This window comes from Flavobacterium gossypii, from assembly GCF_014138495.1.
Classification (GTDB): Bacteria; Bacteroidota; Bacteroidia; order Flavobacteriales; family Flavobacteriaceae; genus Flavobacterium; species Flavobacterium endophyticum.
Window position 1 is genome coordinate 194904 of sequence record NZ_JACJIS010000001.1, and the last position, 19239, is coordinate 214142.

General features: G+C 37.4%; 16 protein-coding genes. 8 read left to right on the top strand and 8 right to left on the bottom strand.

Annotated elements, in window-relative coordinates; translation table 11 throughout:
- Positions 1 to 8: 8 nt before the first annotated feature.
- Complete coding sequence (gene rho / locus GGR22_RS00935) at positions 9 to 1838, bottom strand: transcription termination factor Rho (RefSeq protein ID WP_182492210.1); 1830 nt, start codon at positions 1836 to 1838, stop codon at positions 9 to 11.
- A gap of 186 nt (positions 1839 to 2024) precedes the next feature.
- On the opposite strand from rho, the gene GGR22_RS00940 reads away from it, so the two are divergent.
- From GGR22_RS00940 to GGR22_RS00955, 4 genes are all read left to right on the top strand, one after another.
- Positions 2025 to 2435 (top strand): DUF4293 domain-containing protein, encoded by a 411-nt coding sequence (locus GGR22_RS00940; protein WP_121376184.1) that lies wholly within the window; start codon positions 2025 to 2027, stop codon positions 2433 to 2435.
- Positions 2436 to 2596: 161 nt separating this feature from the next.
- The gene (locus tag GGR22_RS00945; RefSeq protein ID WP_121374534.1) at positions 2597 to 3256 is read left to right on the top strand and encodes a response regulator; all 660 of its coding nucleotides are present in this window, start codon (positions 2597 to 2599) and stop codon (positions 3254 to 3256) included.
- A 17-nt stretch (positions 3257 to 3273) separates the two neighbouring features.
- On the top strand, positions 3274 to 3591 hold the full coding sequence (locus tag GGR22_RS00950; RefSeq protein WP_121374535.1) for a hypothetical protein: 318 nt from the start codon (positions 3274 to 3276) through the stop codon (positions 3589 to 3591).
- A complete protein-coding gene (locus GGR22_RS00955; protein ID WP_182492211.1) occupies positions 3572 to 5350 on the top strand; it encodes an ATP-binding protein in 1779 nt (592 codons plus the stop codon). Before GGR22_RS00950 ends, GGR22_RS00955 begins: the two co-directional genes overlap by 20 nt.
- On the opposite strand, the gene GGR22_RS00960 is transcribed toward GGR22_RS00955, so the two are convergent.
- Positions 5347 to 5844 carry a metallophosphoesterase family protein gene (locus GGR22_RS00960; protein WP_121374537.1) on the bottom strand — a complete coding sequence of 166 codons (498 nt, stop codon included), beginning with the start codon at positions 5842 to 5844 and terminating at the stop codon, positions 5347 to 5349. The two genes, GGR22_RS00955 and GGR22_RS00960, sit on opposite strands and share 4 nt — an antisense overlap.
- 155 nt (positions 5845 to 5999) lie before the next feature.
- On the opposite strand from GGR22_RS00960, the gene truA reads away from it, so the two are divergent.
- From truA to lpdA, 4 genes are all read left to right on the top strand, one after another.
- The gene (gene truA / locus GGR22_RS00965) at positions 6000 to 6761 is read left to right on the top strand and encodes a tRNA pseudouridine(38-40) synthase TruA (RefSeq protein WP_182492212.1); all 762 of its coding nucleotides are present in this window, start codon (positions 6000 to 6002) and stop codon (positions 6759 to 6761) included.
- Between the two features lie 14 nt (positions 6762 to 6775).
- Positions 6776 to 8524 (top strand): ABC transporter ATP-binding protein, encoded by a 1749-nt coding sequence (locus GGR22_RS00970; protein WP_121374539.1) that lies wholly within the window; start codon positions 6776 to 6778, stop codon positions 8522 to 8524.
- Between the two features lie 9 nt (positions 8525 to 8533).
- Positions 8534 to 8824 carry a hypothetical protein gene (locus GGR22_RS00975; protein ID WP_182492213.1) on the top strand — a complete coding sequence of 97 codons (291 nt, stop codon included), beginning with the start codon at positions 8534 to 8536 and terminating at the stop codon, positions 8822 to 8824.
- A gap of 96 nt (positions 8825 to 8920) precedes the next feature.
- Positions 8921 to 10309, top strand: a complete 1389-nt coding sequence (lpdA, locus tag GGR22_RS00980; protein WP_182492214.1) for a dihydrolipoyl dehydrogenase — start codon at positions 8921 to 8923, stop codon at positions 10307 to 10309.
- Between the two features lie 94 nt (positions 10310 to 10403).
- On the opposite strand, the gene GGR22_RS00985 is transcribed toward lpdA, so the two are convergent.
- The 6 genes from GGR22_RS00985 to GGR22_RS01010 all read right to left on the bottom strand — a co-directional run bounded on the left by GGR22_RS00985 (position 10404) and on the right by GGR22_RS01010 (position 19180).
- Positions 10404 to 11030, bottom strand: coding sequence for a porin family protein (locus GGR22_RS00985; protein WP_182492215.1), 627 nt, complete (start codon positions 11028 to 11030; stop codon positions 10404 to 10406).
- Between the two features lie 76 nt (positions 11031 to 11106).
- A complete protein-coding gene (locus GGR22_RS00990; protein WP_182492216.1) occupies positions 11107 to 12231 on the bottom strand; it encodes a cysteine desulfurase family protein in 1125 nt (374 codons plus the stop codon).
- Positions 12232 to 12258: 27 nt separating this feature from the next.
- A complete protein-coding gene (locus GGR22_RS00995; RefSeq protein WP_182492217.1) occupies positions 12259 to 13173 on the bottom strand; it encodes an EamA family transporter in 915 nt (304 codons plus the stop codon).
- 78 nt (positions 13174 to 13251) lie between these two features.
- Complete coding sequence (locus GGR22_RS01000; protein ID WP_121374545.1) at positions 13252 to 15087, bottom strand: MFS transporter; 1836 nt, start codon at positions 15085 to 15087, stop codon at positions 13252 to 13254.
- A gap of 193 nt (positions 15088 to 15280) precedes the next feature.
- Entirely contained in the window at positions 15281 to 17071 is a 1791-nt protein-coding gene (locus GGR22_RS01005) for a discoidin domain-containing protein (protein ID WP_182492218.1), read from the bottom strand.
- A 21-nt stretch (positions 17072 to 17092) separates the two neighbouring features.
- Positions 17093 to 19180: a glycoside hydrolase family 97 protein gene (locus GGR22_RS01010; protein ID WP_182492219.1), complete on the bottom strand. Its 2088-nt coding sequence runs from the start codon at positions 19178 to 19180 to the stop codon at positions 17093 to 17095.
- Between the last annotated feature and the right edge of the window lie 59 nt (positions 19181 to 19239).

The window sequence follows — 19239 nt, forward strand, 5'->3', positions numbered from 1 at the left end:
TCAACGAATTAATCATTCATCGAAATCAGGAATTCTTCATTATTTCTTGTCTTCTTGAAACGATCGTTGATAAAGTCCATCGCTTCTACCGGATTCATGTCAGCCAAATACTTACGCATGATCCACATTCTTTGAATTGTTCCTTCATCCAAAAGCAGGTCGTCTCTTCTGGTACTTGAAGAAGTAAGATCGATTGCTGGGAAAATACGTTTGTTCGCAATTTTTCTATCCAATTGCAATTCCATATTTCCAGTTCCTTTAAATTCTTCAAAGATCACCTCGTCCATTTTAGAACCTGTTTCGGTCAGAGCCGTTGCGATAATACTTAGAGAACCGCCATTTTCAATATTTCTTGCAGCACCAAAGAAACGTTTTGGTTTCTGAAGTGCATTAGCATCAACACCACCGCTCAATACCTTTCCTGAAGCTGGCTGTACCGTATTATAAGCTCTTGCCAAACGCGTAATAGAATCTAAAAGAATCACTACATCATGACCGCACTCTACTAATCTTTTTGCTTTTTCCAAAACAATATTGGCTACTTTTACGTGTCTGTCAGCTGGTTCATCAAACGTAGAAGCAATAACTTCTCCTCTAACGCTTCGTTGCATATCAGTTACCTCTTCCGGTCTTTCGTCAATCAGTAATACGATTAAGTATACTTCTGGATGGTTTGCAGCAATTGTATTGGCAATATCCTTCAAAAGCATGGTCTTACCTGTTTTTGGCTGCGCAACAATCATACCTCTTTGTCCTTTTCCGATTGGAGAGAACAAATCGATGATTCTTGTAGAAATAGAGCTTTGTTTTCCTGCCAGATCGAACTTTTCTTCTGGGAAAAGTGGCGTCAGATGCTCAAAAGAAACTCGGTCTCTAACAACCTGCGGATCGTGTCCGTTAATTTTTAGGACTCTTACTAGCGGAAAATATTTTTCTCCTTCTTTCGGCGGGCGGACAACACCTTTTACCGTGTCCCCTGTTTTCAATCCAAAAAGGCGTATTTGTGAAGTAGAAAGATAAATATCATCAGGCGAAGCTAAATAGTTATAATCTGATGAACGCAAAAACCCATACCCATCAGGCATCATTTCTAGAACGCCTTCACTTTCAATTATACCATCAAATTCAAAATCAGCATCTCTAAAATTGACTTTTTTGTTGCCTTTGAAATTTGGATTTGTATTACCGTTCGGATTCGAATTTGGGTTTTGGTTAGGATTTTGGTTCCCGTTTCCGTTTGGATTATTTTTTTGGTTCGGATTTAGCTTTTGATTTTGCTGTTGCGGTTGTTTTGCCTGTTTTTCAATATTCTTTTCAACGGGAATATTTTCTGTCTCAACAGCTGGCTGTGTCGCTACAGCTGTCTCGTCTGTATTATTTTCAGCAATTTCCTCAGAAACGGCTTGTGGTTTATCAAAATTATTTTTCTTGAATTTTATCAGCTTTCGTTCTTTTTGAACTGGCGGTACTGCCGCATCGGAAGTAGTATTAATAGCTGGTTTTGGAGCAATTGCAGGTTTTGCTATAGGTTTCCTTTTTTCTTGAATCGGTAATTCTTCTGCTGGAGTCGGATTAGGTTCAGAAAAAAGAGTAGTGTTCTCTTCTTTTACAATTTTCGGTTTCTTTTCCGGAAGTATTCTAGTTCTTTTTGATTTAGTTTCTCCAGTTTCAGCCGACGGAGCAGGAGAAATAACTTCAGGGTTTGCTGCTTGATAATCCAGTATTTGATAAATCAAGGCTTCTTTTTTTACTCCGTTAATCTTTATTTTTTTGGTTGCTTTCGCAATATCTTGAAGCTCCGACAGCTTCATTTCTTTTAATACAGAAATATCAAACATGAATGTTATTTGAATTAATTGTTTGGAATCTTTGAAGAGTAGTTGTGATTGTAATTTTTTTCGAAATGGATGATCCGCTAAATGAAGTGCTTACGGATTACTTATGCAATAATACGAATAAATTTTTATCATGCAATAGTATTTATGAAAAAGAAAATATATTTTTGTGGGACAAAACAGAGAATAATGATTCAGAGAATCCAGACTATCTATCTACTGATTGCCTTTATTATTATGGGAATATTGCCTTTTGTTTTTCCATTAGAAACTTCTTCTGCTGGTCAAAAAACATTTGCAATGGATCACATGTCAGATATGATTTTGTTTGGCCTGAGCGCTGCTCTTTCCCTAATTACTATTTTTTTGTTTAAAAATCGAAAACTGCAATTTGTCTTGGGCAGATTGAACATCATATTAAATTTAATTTTATTAGGATTATTTGTATATCATTCGCTAAGCTTATCCGGAGAGGTGGCGACCTCAGAGAAGGGTATTGGGATGTTTCTACCTATTTTTTCTATCGTTTTTTTAGTGCTTGCAAACAAAGCCATAAAAAAGGATGAAGATCTCGTAAAATCTGTGGATCGATTGAGATAAACCTATAAACTTAGTTTTATTTAGTGCGTAAAAAAGCCTGGACAGTGTCTAGGCTTTTTTTGTATTTCATCGATTTTTATCGCATTTCGTAAGGTAAATTAAATTCTTGTGGCATTACTTCAAAAAAAAAGTTAAATTTGGTTAAGCCAATTTCCCCATAAATGGACACAAAAATAAGAATATATCTAGCTGACGATCACCAAGTTCTGATTGACGGAATGCTTTCTATGCTGAAGACAAATAAGAGATTTGAGGTGGCCGGATACTCCCTAAACGGTGAAAATCTAGTTGAAGATGTCTTAAAAAACAAGGCAGACGTACTTGTTATGGACATTAACATGCCTAAAAAAGACGGCATTGAAGTACTGCGTGAATTTTCTGTAAAAGGTTTTTGCTGCAAGGTCATCATTCTCTCCAGCTATGATGACGTGAAAATTATAAAAGAAGTATTAAAACTAGGCGCTAATGGTTATCTTAGTAAACAAAGTGCCGGAGAAAATATTATTGAAGCTATAAATGCAGTCGCAAATGGCGAAGAATATTTCTCGCAATCCATACGCGATCGGATTTTTGACTCGTTTTCTAAAATCCCACAGCAGAGTTACATTAGCGAAGCCATGCCGCTTTCTTCAATTACAGAAAGGGAATTGGAAGTACTGAAACTCATTACAATGGAATATAGCGGAACACAGATCGGAGAAGAGCTGAATATCAGCACCAATACCGTTGAAACCCACCGAAAAAACTTAATAAAGAAACTCAATGTGAAAACCACGATTGGGTTGGTAAAATATGCCTTGAAACATAACTTAATTAATTAACCTATAAATCAGTAATTATGTCACTATTTTTAAAAAACTATGGAGTTGGAAAAGATGAAGAATCCTTTAAAGTAGCTTTTCAAATTCCAATTAACTGCGAGTATACCACTTATTTAGATCCTTATGATGTTAACATCATCGCGGTTACCTTAAAGCCATACGAAAAAGATCCTTCACCTGAGTTTGTACTTTATGAAGAGTCTTATACTTGTATTGACAATGTATTAACTGTAGATTTCGAACTGCCTGATGGTAATTCTAACGGAGGAGGAGGCCTTGGTGATCCTGTAACTAAAAAACCGAGACTTAGGATAGATGATCTTAAAATGGACTAATTTCAAATTTCCGTTTTGGACAATACTGCTATTCTTTACTTTTTCTGGATTTGCCATTACTCAAAATAAAACTCAAGACTCTTTATCTTACTATATTGAGAACAAAGACTATCTGAAAGGATTAAAATATTCGAGAGAAAAGTCAAAATTTTATCTAGAAAACAAAGATTACAAAAAGTATTGCGATGTCAGCCTCAAAAAGGCTGACATCTATTTTATGCTTAACGATAATCAAAAATCCTTTGAGACGTTATTTAAAGCATTAAAAATTGCCGAAGAGCACAATATCACAAAATCTAGAATGGAAATCTTAGAAGATATTGGGCATCGTTATGCCTCTATCCGAAATTATGATAAGGCAAAAAACTATTACTACAAATCTCTTTCTATAGGCCGAAAAAACAAGCTTATAAACCAAAATTCCTTTATATACCAAAGGCTTTTCAAAGTCCATATCATGACTAATTCCGATAGTGCTTTTTACTATATGGAAAAAATCATGAAAAGTGCCAAAGAATTAAATGACCCGAATGAATTAGCCTTCAGCTATAATAATTATTACAGCTATTACATTACAAATCAGAAATACCATCTGGCCAGAAAATACTTGGATTCTTCTATGTATTACTCTGAAAAGTCAAACAATATCAGGCAAATTTGTACTGCATTGAGCAATTTGGGCTATCATTATCTCGTCGTCGAAAAAAACTACAAAAAAGGTATCGAGCAATACCTAAAATCGTTGGCTATAAACCCAAAAGATACTATCTCTCAAGAGGTCGGAGATACTTATCTCAACCTGTCATACGGTTACGAAATGGTCGGCGATTATAAAAATGCCATCGATTACATGAATAAATATTTTCATGTCAACGAGACTATTTATGAAGACAATATAAAGCGAGCTATCTCTGACGTTGAAACAAAATATAAAATTGAGAAAATCGAAAATGAAAACAAGGAAAAGCAACGGTTACTAGAAGAAAAGCAAAAAAATAACCAAAAGATAATCTTGATTTTTATTGCACTTTTTGCCTTCAGTACTATCTTATTCTATTTCTTCTATCAAAATTTAAGGCTTAAGCAAAAAAATAAATTTATAGAATTTGATAGGCAGATTAAACAGAATATAATCAACGCAACAATCGACGGACAAGAAATCGAGCGAAAAAATATTGCTACTATATTACATGACAGCATCAGTGCACTCTTGTCATCTGCCGGACTTCATCTTTCTGCCTATAGTGCAAACAATCCTACTGAACATTCGGAAGAGATACAAAAGACAAGGGCCATTCTAAAAGAAGCACATGACAATGTAAGAGACCTATCGCATGAATTGATTCCGCCATTGTTAGCCAAATTTGGGATTTTCCATGCTTTGCAGGATTTATGCGAAAAAAATTCCAATTCGATTCTCCAATTCGAATATTCAAGCTATGTGCCACAGGGAAAACGCTACAATGAAGAATTTGAAATGCGTGTCTATTTTATCATCGCAGAGCTTTTCAATAATATCATGAAACATAGCAAAGCTTCAAAGGCGTATATCACTTTAGAAGAAAACGGCGACCAGCTCTTGATAACGATTGAAGACGATGGTAAAGGATTCGACACCAGCAAAGAACTCTCCAGCGATGGTTTCGGACTTACACAGATAAAATCTAGGATAAAACATTTGAAAGGCAGCATTACCATCAACTCAAAAATAAACGCGGGAACGTTGATTTATATCAAGATACAGATTTCGAAAGCTTAAGGCTTCTTCCCTATCTCAATCACTTCTAAATCTTTGATTTTATCGCCTTCAATTACAAAACGAAGCATTGTCCGTACTTGATGAAAACCATGGATTCCGCAAGCGCCGGGATTCATATGGAGCAGGTTTAATTTCTTATCAAACATTACTTTCAATATATGGGAATGTCCGGTAATAAAAAGCTTAGGTGGATTTATTGCAATCTCGTTTTTGATAGCAGGGCTATATTTTCCAGGATATCCTCCGATATGCGTAATCCATACATCGACATCTTCGCACCTAAACCTATTGTGGAGCGGAAATTCCATTCTTGCTTTGTCGCCGTCAATATTTCCAAAAACAGCACGCAGGGGCTTGTGCTTTTTTAGAGTATCTGTCACGTTCAAATCTCCGATATCACCTGCATGCCATACCTCATCAGCCTGATCGACATACTTTAAGATTGTATCGTCAATATGGCCATGCGTATCGGAAAGCAAAAGAATTTTTCTCATCAATTTTTAAATTATATCTGGGTAAAATTACAAAGTTTCCATTTCTAAAGCCGAAGATCCGATGTTTTAGTTCATAACTTTTAAGAAAAAATTGAAACTTTGCATCCCAACTTATAACTATCTTTGTTCTTCAAAAACTTTGGATTTACTTCACCTTGAGATATTTCATCGAATTCGCGTATAACGGAAAAAATTATCACGGATGGCAACAGCAGCCGAATGCTCCTTCTGTTCAAGAAACATTAGGCAAGGCGCTTTCTGTCTTGCTCAGAGATACGATAGAAATCATGGGAGCAGGGAGAACGGATACTGGTGTTCATGCCAAGCAGATGTTTGCACATTTTGATGTTGAGAATTCGTTAGACATCGTTTTTTTAAAAGCAAAGCTGAATTCTTATCTTCCAAAAGACATTGCCATCATCCATATTCATTCTGTAAGTGACGATGCACATGCTCGTTTTGATGCTGTGAAACGTACGTATGAATATCATATCAATACTATAAAGGATGTCTTTGAGGAACAGCATAGCTGGTATTTCCATCAAAAGCTGGATATTGAAAAGATGAATCAAGCTGCAAAAATTCTTTTTGAGTTTAGCGATTTCCAATGTTTTTCAAAAGTAAATACCGATGTCAAAACATTCCAATGCAAGATCATGGAAGCTGATTGGAAACAAAATGACAATAAGCTAATTTTCACGATTGCAGCAGATCGCTTTCTCCGAAACATGGTCCGCGCTATTGTAGGCACTTTGGTAGAAGTCGGAATTGGAAAAACAAGCCTGGAAGATTTCAGGAAAATCATCGAAAGTAAAGATCGAAATCAAGCAGGGCCTTCTGCTCCGGCACACGGCCTGTTTTTGACAAAAGTAGAATATCCTTATATTTACAGCAACGAGCCCGCTGACAAAAAATAGCCTCAAATAAAGCAATGAAAGCATCAGATACCAAAATATTTAAACGAATAATGGAGTACACAAAACCGTACAAATCCCGATATTATTGGGTTATTGTGTTTGCGGTTACCTTGTCTATTTTTGCGGCACTCCGTCCCTATTTATTAAAGCAAACAGTCGACAGCTACATACAAAAAGAAGACGCCACAGGTTTGCTATACTTCATCCTTTTGATGGCAGGAGCCTTGATTGTAGAGGTTGTCTCTCAATTTTATTTTGTCTTTCTTGCCAACTGGCTCGGACAAGATATCATCAGGGATATTCGCGTAAAGCTTTTCAACCACCTGATGAGCTTTAAGATGAAATATTTCGACAATGAACCTGTCGGAAAGCTCGTAACCCGCTCCGTTTTCGATATTGAATCTATTTCTAAAATTTTCAGCCAAGGATTGTTTATGATTATAAGCGACCTGCTGAAAATGGTTGTCGTACTGCTCTTTATGTTCTACATGAACTGGAAGCTTACGATTATCGTCATGTGCGCCATGCCTGTTTTGGTCTATGCGACACGTGTTTTCCAAAAAAAGATGCAGGTTGCTTTTGAAGAAGTAAGAACGCAGATTGCCAACCTGAATACATTTGTACAAGAGCGCGTGACCGGAATGAAAATCGTACAGCTTTTTTCAAGAGAGGACATTGAATATGAAAAGTTTAAGATAATCAATGATAAGCATAAAAAAGCGTGGATTAAAAACGTTTGGTACAACTCGATTTTCTTCCCGATTGCCGATATTGTTTCGTCTATTTCGCTAGGATTGGTCGTATGGTACGGCGGATTGAACATTTTGGCAGGAAATGGTTCTACAACGTTTGGAGACTTATTTTCATATACTATGTTTATCGGAATGCTTTACAATCCTTTACGTCAGATTGCGGATAAATTTAATGAGATGCAGATGGGAATGATTGCCGCAAACCGCGTTTTTGAAGTTTTAGACACCGAAGGACATATCCAAGACAAAGGAAAAGTTACCGCTCCAACTTTCAAAGGAAACATTGATTTTAAGGATGTGCATTTCAGTTACACTGGCAAAGAAGATGTCTTAAAGGGCATCAATATTCATGTAGAAGAAGGTGAAACTATCGCCATCGTGGGAGCCACTGGAGCAGGAAAATCAACCATCATAAACCTACTGAATCGTTTTTATGAAATCAATGGAGGTGAGATCCTTATCGATGGTACCGACATACGAGATTTTACTCTAAAAAGCCTTAGGAATCAAATTGCTGTCGTATTGCAAGATGTTTTCCTTTTTGCAGATACGATACACAACAATATCACTCTGGAAAATCCAAACATTTCAAGAGAAGATGTTATCAAGGCGGCAAAAGAAATCGGAGTGCATGATTTCATTATGACACTGCCGCACGGCTATGATTATAACGTAAAAGAACGTGGCGTAATGCTGTCTTCTGGTCAACGCCAATTGATAGCTTTTTTAAGAGCTTTTGTCAGCAACCCGAGCATTTTGATTTTGGACGAAGCCACATCATCTATCGATTCGTATTCAGAAGATTTAATCCAAAGAGCAACCGAAACCATCACCAAAGGCAGGACATCAATCGTAATAGCGCATCGTTTAGCAACTATCGTAAATGCCGATAAGATTATCGTCATGGAAAAAGGAAATGTTGTAGAACAAGGAACACATTATGAATTGATCAACAAAACGGAAGGTTATTATAAAAATCTCTACTACTCACAATTTGCAGTAGAAAGCTAAAAGAAAGCCATGAAATTATTTTTCAAACTTCTTTTTATAGTAATCGTATTAGAGATTATAATCACGATATCCTGTACGTTTATCATGGAAGAGACCTCCAGTCGACTTCTAAAAACCATTTGCAGTTTGCTGATTATATTTCTAAGCTTTCCGATTTATATTATCGATAAAAGCTATCCATTTTATGCGCAAGGTTCTGCTAATTTCGGCTTGATGCTTATGCTGATCAATGTAGTATTGCAGACATTAATTTTATACGGATTCATTAGAATCGTATCTAAAAAGAAAAACGGATACTAACAAGGCTTGTGGAAACTTTGCAACTCCGAAACTTTTCCATGACCAAATAATTAACTATTTTCGTACTCTCAAATAACAAGAAAAAATTATATTCTAATGAAATACGATATTATTGTTTTAGGAAGCGGTCCTGGTGGTTATGTAACAGCCATCAGAGCAGCGCAATTAGGCTTTAAAGTTGCCATAATCGAAAAAGAAAATCTGGGCGGTATCTGCTTGAACTGGGGATGTATCCCAACCAAAGCATTGTTAAAATCAGCGCAGGTTTTTGATTACCTAAAACATGCTTCTGACTATGGCTTGACCATTGAAAAATTTGACAAAGACTTTAATGCCGTAATCTCACGTTCGCGCGGTGTTGCCGACGGAATGAGCAAAGGTATCCAGTTTTTGATGAAAAAGAACAAAATCGACGTTATTGAAGGTACTGGAAAAGTAAAAGCCGGAAAGAAAATCGACGTTATTGGCAAAGACGGAAAAACTACAGAATATGATGCCGACCATATCATCATTGCAACTGGAGCTCGCTCTCGCGAATTGCCAAACTTGCCACAAGATGGCAAAAAAGTAATCGGATACCGCCAAGCGATGTCGTTGTCTGAACAGCCTAAATCGATGATTGTTGTAGGTTCTGGAGCAATCGGAGTTGAATTTGCCCATTTTTACAATGCAATGGGAACGGAAGTTACCATCGTTGAATTTATGCCAAATGTAGTTCCTGTAGAAGACGAGGATATCTCAAAACAATTTGAGCGTTCTTTGAAAAAAGCAGGTATCAAAGTGATGACTAATGCTTCTGTTGAAAAAGTAGATACTACTGGAAATGGCGTGAAAGCTACTGTAAAAACTGCTAAAGGAGAAGAAATTCTTGAAGCTGATATCGTACTTTCTGCTGTCGGAATCAAATCGAATATTGAAAATATCGGTCTTGAAGAAGTTGGAATTGCAACTGACAGAGATAAAATTTTAGTAAATTCTTACTATCAAACTAATATCCCTGGTTACTATGCTATCGGAGATGTAGTTCCTGGGCAAGCCTTGGCACACGTTGCTTCTGCAGAAGGAATTCTTTGTGTTGAAAAAATCGCTGGTCTTCATGTAGAGCCTCTAGATTACGGAAACGTTCCTGGCTGTACGTATGCGACTCCAGAAATCGCTTCTGTTGGTTTGACAGAAAAACAAGCTAGAGAAAAAGGCTATGAATTGAAAATCGGTAAATTCCCTTTCTCAGCTTCAGGAAAAGCAAAAGCTGCTGGAACTCCTGATGGTTTCGTAAAAGTAATTTTTGACGCCAAATATGGCGAATGGTTAGGATGCCACATGATTGGTTCTGGCGTTACCGATATGATTGCCGAAGCTGTCGTAGCTAGAAAATTAGAAACTACAGGTCATGAGATCATCAAGTCGATTCACCCGCATCCTACAATGAGCGAGGCTATCATGGAAGCTGCTGCCGATGCTTATGGAGAGGTAATCCACTTATAAAATTTCAGATTGCAGATTTTAGATTTGCAGGAAGAACAAAATAAAAAAAGCCATTTTGAAATTCAAAACGGCTTTTTTGTGTTTTTATATGCTACTAATAAAGCAAAAAGTTGATTCCTACATTGAAAGCGCTTCTTGAATTGGTAATTTGGTCTCCATCATTATTTTTAAAAACTTCGGCAATCCCGCCCTGTCCTTCATATTCGATAAAAAACTTAAGCTTGTCCGATACTGGAATTTTTACACCTATTCCAAAGGCAATACCGCCATCCACTGTATTAAAACTATCCTTTAGGTCAGAATCAAGCTCCGTATCTTTTGCACTCATCAAAAAGCCAATGTAAGGCCCAAAGTTTAAATACCAATTTCTCTTGCTTCCGAAATGCCATCCTGCCATTACCGGAACCGTAATATAATCTACATTGATGTCTGTTCTCACAAATCTAGATCCACCAGGACCTACAACTGGAATAAGGTCATTGTCCCATCCTTTTCTGTCATAGATGAATTTAGCTTTGATACTCCATCGGTCAGAAAAATAATAATCTGCCGTAGCCCCTAAATTGAAATTGATGCTTGGATCAGCTGAATCATAGGTCGTGCTGATATTGGAACTGTTCAAGCCTATGCCCAAACCAAATTCCAATTTCCCTTTGTCTTGTGCTGTGGAGGTAAAAATGAAGCCCAAGATAGCCATTGAGGTAATTAATGTTCTTTTCATAAAGTTTGTTTTTACGCAAACATAGAGAATAAATTAGAACTGTATATCAAATAACTATGAAATTTATCTCGGAAAGTTATACGGTTTTCAAAGCCTCAATTAGCAGGTCGATGTCTTCTTTTGTATTAAAATGGCTCAAAGAAATCCGCAAGCTAGGCTTTTTAATGTCTTCTTCTGAAAGCATTTCTTTCAACACATGCGAAGGCTTAATACTTCCTGACTGGCAGGCACTTCCTCTTGAAACAGCAATTCCTTTCATGTCGAGGCTAAAAAGAATCATAGCCGTTTTTTCTTCAGAAAAAGGCAATAGCACATTGATTATATTATAAAAACCGTCAGTATTTCCATTAATTTTAAAATCAGGAAAAAAAAGCTGCAGTTGCTCAACAAAATAGTTTTTGATGGATAAAATGTGCTTTCTTTCCGCAGCTAAATTTTCATACGAAAGCTCCAAAGCTTTTGCCATTCCAGCAATATTATGGATGGCCTCTGTTCCGGCGCGAAGTCCTTTTTCTTGTTCACCGCCAAAAATCATCGGCTGTAATCCCGAATTTTTTCTGATAAAAGCAAAACCAACTCCCTTCGGTCCGTGGAATTTATGAGCGCTGGCAACGATAAAATCTACTTCAGTCTTTTGCAGGTCGATTTCTGTTTTTCCTATAGACTGTATGGTATCGGAATGGAAAAAGGCCTTGTATTGTTTACAAAGTCTTGCCGTTTTTTCGATATCGAGAATAGTTCCTGTCTCATTATTTACGTGCATCAATGAAACTAACGTCGGAATTTCTTGCGAAAGCAATTCTACTAAATGATTGATATCAATCTCTCCATTCGATTTCAGATTGACATAATCTACTTGAATAGCATATTCTTCCAGCAATGCCAAAACAGAATTCAGCACCGCATGATGCTCGATTTTGCTTGTGATGATTCTTTTTATTTTTAAATCTTCGACTGCAGAACGAAGAATCCAATTATCGGCTTCTGTGCCGCCAGAGGTAAAAATAATTTCCTGAGCCGTCGCATTGAGCTGTTTTGCAATTGATTTTCTTGAAGATTCGAGTATGTTTTTGGCCGTTCTTCCAAAACTGTGGGTTGATGAAGGATTTCCATAATCTTCCTGCATCACGCGAGTTATTTCTTGGATAACTTCTGGTCGCAAGGCTGTTGTGGAAGCATTATCGAGATATACATTTTTCATGATACAAAAGTCGTGATATAAAATGAATTACAAAATATCTTTGGCTTGCAGTTCTTTTGGCTTTGACTTAAAAATATGCTTGCTGTTGAAAACAATAATCGAAAGCAATATCAAAGAATAGGCTATAATCTGAAAAGGGGTAATTTCTTCTTTGTAATAAAAAATGGCTAGGAAAAAGTTGATCAGCGGATTAATATAAAGCAAAATCCCTACTGTAGAAGAATTAACTCCTTTCAAGGCATATAAGTTCAGGAACAGCGGAATAATCGTAAACAGGACAACGATAATTACCAAAAAGAAATAAAAATCAAATGCTGTGGGAACTTCGGAACTATAAAAAGGATAAAATGGCAAGAGAATGATGGCCGTGGTCGTTAATTGCAACGTCAGCAATAAAAACTTATCGATTGCCGTATTTTTTCGCTGCGAGACAAGATACATAGCATACGTGGCAGCCACAATCAAGCTATAAAAAATATCCATAAAATGATTAAACGATAACAAGACACAGCTAAAAATACTCAAGCCAACAGCTGTCCATTGCCATTTGTTTAATTTTTCCTTCAGGATAAAATAGGCAAAAACAGTCGTCAGGATCGGACAGACGAGATAGGCAAACGAAGCCGCTTTCACGCTCACATGGTTCATGACGTAGATAAAAAAGAACCAGTTAGCAGATAAAAGCAAGGAGCCCCCCAATGTGAGAAGGACAACGTTTCTTTTCTGAACCGGTGACATGAGTTTGAAATTTTCCTTGGTTTCTTTCAAGGTCTTTCTTCTAAAAAAAAGATTGATTCCCATCATCAAGACGACACAAAGGAATACCCTGTAAAACAAAATATCTAAGGATGGATATTCATATAACGGCTTTAAAGCCAGACTGAAAAATCCCCAGATTATAAAGGCCGTAATCGCCGCCAAATAGTATTTTGAAAGTCTCATGTAGAAGTAAAAAATCCGAAGCAAATGTAGGTAATACAATCTGCTCCGGATTCTTTATTATGAATTCGTTAAGATAAATTAATGTGCTCCTTCAGCTTCGATAGCATCTACATCTATGTTCTGTCTTTTTAGGATTCCTTTTACCGCAATCGCGAAGAAAGTCAAATAAGCAAAACAAATTACAGGCACAACATACGAAGCATGGATTCCGATGATATCAGACAATTTTCCTTGGATTGGAGGAATGATTCCACCACCTAAAATCATCATGACCAAGAATGCAGAACCTTGAGCTGTATATTTTCCAAGACCCGTAATCGACAATGTAAAAATTGACGGCCACATGATACTGCAAGCTAATCCACCAGCAAGGAAAGCATAGATTGCTACAGTTCCTGTTGAGAACAATCCGATTAGCATAGCAATAACACCCATCATTCCGAACAAGATTAATGTTCTTGCTGGTTTGTTTTTACTAAGGAAGAATACTAAAACTTGCAGTAATACGCAAATTACATAATAATACAATGGCGTCATATCTTGCTGTGCAATCGTATTTACTCCTATAATTACTGAGAAAGCAATCAACGGAACGATAATCAAGGCTAATTGTCTTTTGCTCGCACTTAAGTTAAAAACACTGATAGCTCCAGCCCAACGGCCGATCATCAAACTTCCCCAATACATTGATATATACGGTGCAATTTCTGAAGATTGGAAACTTCCGAATTCTGGCAGTTTCAGCAATTCTCCCAAGTTACTACCTACAGCAACCTCTACTCCAACATACGTAAAGATGGCAAGCATACCCAAAACCAATTGAGGGTATTTCATGGCACCCCAGCCTTCGTTTTTCTTTTGTGCGCTTCTGTTGGCAAATAAAAGTCCGCCCACAATCACTACCAGGGCTCCAGAAAGCCAGTACATTCTATATTTTTCAAGAGGATGTCTGATAGCTTTGATTTCTGCATGCTGTGGCTCTACGCTTAATTCTAAAACTTTGATTTCATTTTTGATTTCTTCAGAAGCGGTAGTTTTTTGCTCTTCAGTAAGTACTTTGTCTTTCTTGATTTTCACCAAATTGTCGCTCAGCTTCTTGATTTCCTTTGTAGTAGGTTCGATTGATTTTTCAATTTCTACTATCCTTATCGCTTCTGGTGAGTTGTAGCTGTTAAAAACTGGCGCAAACATAATCGCCAATAATCCGGTCATTATGATTAGTGTCGTCAAAGCCTTGTTTGCTTTTTCCATCGGCTCATCAGAGATTCCCGCTGGTAATTTTTTTGAGAAGTAAAATACGCTGGCCGCAATCAAGAATAAGATTCCTACGCCTACGTATAATAAAATTACTTTATCTAAACCTAAACCTTTAATCTGGTCGTCGCTAACTGCTGCTGCTGTTCCGAATAAGGCGAAACCAACGATGATAGGTCCGATTGTAGTTCCAAATGAGTTGATTCCACCAGCCAAATTCTGACGGCTCGTTCCAGTTTTCGGATCACCCAATAAAACTGCAAAAGGATTGGCCGCTGTCTGTTGTAATGAAAAGCCTAAGGCCACGATAAACAAACCCACAAGCATTCCGGCATATACATTCGCTTCAACCGCAATAATCATGGCTCCAGCTCCTAAAGCAGAAAATAACAATCCGTAAACGATACTTCTTTTATAGCCCCATTTTCCGACTAAATCTTTTCCATTTACAGCTCCAAATATAAAAAGCAGCAACGCTCCTAAATAATAAGCCGTATAAAAAGCAAAGTCAATCAGCTGTGACTGGAATTGATCTAGCGAAAAATAGCTTTTGCAAAAAGGGATGAAAATACTGTTTCCAGCAGCAATAAATCCCCAAAAGAAAAATACTGTAATCAAAGTATACAGCGCAGGATAATTTGTTTTAGTTTCTGAACTCATTTATTAAGATAGTTTAGTTAAAGCAATAAAAAATAAGATTGTATTTAAAAAAAAGATTTAATTTTTGATAAATATACATTTATATGAAAACATCGAGCAACACATTACAAGATAGTTATTAACGAAAACGATTTCTTAAGCTGTTTTTTAATCAAAATACAACGTTTGCGAAACCTTTTTTACGCGTTTTTTTCTATTCTGATTTTTTAACCTCCGATTTTGGTCCAATGCCGTTATTATTAAAAGCTTCGATTTGGAAATAATAGGCATCCGAACGATCCAATCCGTTAAAATAATATTCATTTTTGCCATAGACCATGATAGAACCATATAATTTCTCAGGCGATTTTCCAAAATAGATTACATATCCGTCAGCATTTGGTTCTTGTTGCCATTTGAACCAAACGTTTCTCCTCTCGCCCTTTTTCTTAGCTTCCGCTCTTAGAGGCGCGAAATTTTGCACTGCATTTGGCTTTGTACCGGAGCCTTTTCCAAAAACCCTAAAACCGCTGATTGCAAATTTCCCCGTCGGCATCTGTATATTTTCTAGCTTTAGATATCTTGCCGTAATTGGCTTTTCTAATTCGATATAATCGTGTGGCACGTCTTTGGTATTTTTGCTTTTATCGACAGCTTTTTTCCAGCTTTTTCTATCATTCGACGAATAGATAATATACTTGTGTCCTGTGGTCGTTTCCGGCTTGCCCATCAATTCTACATCCTGATCTGCATAATTAATCTGGATGGCATTGATTGTAGACTTTTCGCCTAAATCCGAAATCAGGTATTCTCCTTTATTTGAAGTTTTTGCCGACCAATAGGTCTTTATATCTTCATCTGTCGCAAAATTAGCTTGGAAGCCGCCCAAAGTTGACGAAACTTGGACAGGCTTATTGTAATTCAAAAGCATCCAGCCAGAAAAGTTTTCATTCAAATGATTCTTTTTTTGCGATGGCAGGTACGTTGGATAGTCGCCGTAGGCTGTGTTCGAGTACATGATTCCGTCTTCATCAAAACCTGCGGGCCAGATTCCGATTCTTCTTTCGAAATTATTTTTTGTAGAAATTACGATGGTTGAAACATGCCAGTACTCATTGTTGGTGTCCTGATAAGTTGCCCCATGCCCCGCTCCTCTTGCAAATCCGCCCGGTTTGTACGAAAACGGATTGTGCGATTGGTATTCAAAGGGCCCAAGAGGATTGGAACTGACGTATACTCCATCTGCATAACCGCTAAATTCTGTCCCAGGCGCACCGTATTGCAGATAATACTTATTGTTATGTTTGGTCATAAAAGCACCTTCGGTAAAAGGTTGCAAAAAGGTATTGTCATTGTATTCTCCAAAACGTTCCCAGCCGTGCTCGTCATCATTTAAGGCTAAAACAGGAATACGCTCACCTTCGGGCTGGAAGGTCTTGCGGTTCAGTTTCATTCCGTATAAAGGATATAAATTGCTAGAACCGTAATACATATAGACTTCGTCTTTTTCTTTATCCCAGAAAATCTGCGGGTCCCAAGCACCAGCTTCTGATTTATGTACCAGTTCTTTCCAATCATCTACTTTTGGATTCTTGCTCATCCAGATTGGAAATTCTTTGGTATGCGTCGAACCGATTACCAACAACGTATCATTGACAAAAGACAAAGACGGCGCACAGAGCTCGTCATACACTTTATGTTCCGGACGGAGGAATTTTCTTGGAATGAATTTCCAATCAAGCATATCGGCGCTATGCCAATAGCCCCATTGGTTCGTAGAAAACAAAAAATATTCTCCCTTGAAATTAGTGATTACCGGATCAGCTGTTGCTCGGTGTTTTCCTTGGGTTACAAAATTAGGAATCGGGCAATAGCCGTAATCTACATTTATCGGATTGCAATATGTTTTTTGTTGCGAAAAACTTTCTCCAAAGGAAAGCAGCAAAGCTCCTATCGCAATGGTTTTGAATGTATTTTGCAGGTTTCGTTTTTTAAAAAAATTCATCGTACTGATTTTATGTCTGGCTTATTTTGCTGGAAAAATACTGATGGCTGTTCCTCCGCCTGCAGCTAAATTCAGTTTCAGCTTGCTTTTTGAGGTAACTTCGATAGTCTTGATTTCGTAATTGATCGGGTTTTTCTCCCAATGGGCTGTCTTTCCATCTTGATAAATGGTTGCCTTGTATTTTTTTCCTGGCATTAAGAAATCAAGCGAAATTGTCGTATTCCTAGGATTTTCATCTGTAATGGCTCCAACAAACCAATTTTCGGTTCCTTTTGCTTTTCTGGCAATGGTTAAGTAATCTCCAGGTTCAGCTTCAAGGTATTTGCTTTCGTCCCAATCTAAGGCCACGTCTTTGATGAACTGAAAAGCATCGGAATACTTCTCATAATTTTGCGGCAAATCGGAAGCCATCTGCAACGGAGAATACATCGTTATGTACAATGCTAATTGCTTAACTAAAGTCGTATGGACCTGCTCTTTTTTATTCGGATCGTAATGACTCATCTTGATTTCGAAAACTCCAGGTGTATAATCCATCGGACCTCCTAATAATCTCGTAAAAGGAAGAATAGTTTCATGTACAGGCGGATTTCCGACACTCCAACCGTTGAATTCATTACCTCTTGCTGCTTCTGCTGCGATATAATTCGGCCATGTCCTACTTACGCCTGTCGGTCGAGAAGATTCGTGAGAGTTGACCATAACCTTATATTCCGCGGCTCTTTGCGGTACATAGTTGAAATGATTTACCATTGCCTGTCCGTCATGAAATTCTCCTCTTGGAATAATTTTTCCGACATATCCTGTTTTTACCGCCGGATAGCCGTATTTTTTCATAACGTTATAGGCTCTATCCAAGCGTCTTTCGTAATTAGCAACAGAACCTGAAGTTTCGTGGTGCATAATCATTTTTACGTTTTTAGACTTTGCATAATCGCTGATTTCTTGAATATTAAAATCTGGATAAGGCGTCGTAAAGTCAAACACTTCTTCTTTCCAATTCCCGAACCAGTCTTCCCAGCCTATATTCCAGCCTTCGACCAAAACGCCATCAAAACCATGCTTTGCTGCAAAATCGATGTATCTTTTTGTGTTTTCAGTAGTGGCTCCGTGTGGTTTTTTGCCAACACTCTTTTGCGAAGCATCTTGCGTACCGCTCAAATCCCAAGTAGAGATGCCGACGTGCATTTCCCACCAAACACCAACGTATTTCATCGGTTTGATCCAAGAAGTATCGTCAATTTTTGAAGGTTCGTTCAGATTCAAAATCATTTTGGAACTGACAATATCTCTTGCGTCATCGCTGACCATAATCGTTCTCCAAGGCGAAACTGCCGGCGTTTGAAGATAGGCTTTATCACCGATAGCATTCGGTACCAAATGTGATTTCATCTTGTAATTGGCAACATTAACATCTAAGTGCATGACTGGATAATTGACCACAGCGGCTTCAAAAATATTGAGATAAAGATTGTCAGCCGATTTCATCATCAATGGCGACTGCACGACATATCTTCCTCCAATCGATTTGACAGCAATACCATTATTGAGATTTAGCTTGTCATTGTCAATTTCTGATAATTTTGTCTCGTTGTAAACATATTCTTGGCTGTCGTAATCGCCAGGAATCCAGAAAACTTTGTGATTGCCTGTCAAATTAAACTCTGTCTTTTCATCAGAAATAATAAAATAGTTGAGTTTTTCTTGTTTTGGGAATTCATATCGAAAGGCAACGCCTTCGTCATAAACCTTAAAGACAATATCTAATTTTCTTCCTGTATCTCTTTGAACCAGCGAAAAAGTCGCTTGGTTGTATTTGTTTTGGATTGTCGACTGCTCGCCAAGAACGGGCTTCCAGCTTTCGTTGACACTTTTATTTTCGGTATTTGCGATGGTGAATCCTGTGTCTAAAGCTTCGGTATCTTTCAATGCAATTCCTAATAAGCTTTCATTTACGACTTGCTTGTTTTTGTAGGTTACTGAATACGATGGTTTTCCTTCGGCAGTCAGTTTAAATGCTACCGAAATTTCTTTGGAAGGAGATTGAATTGTCTGGGCGTTTAGGATTCCAGCCAAAAGGAGAAGGCATAAGGTAAGGGTGTTTTTCATACTATATAATTTATCTAAAAGCAGCTAATTGATTTTTTAGAAAAAAGCCCTTTAGGTTT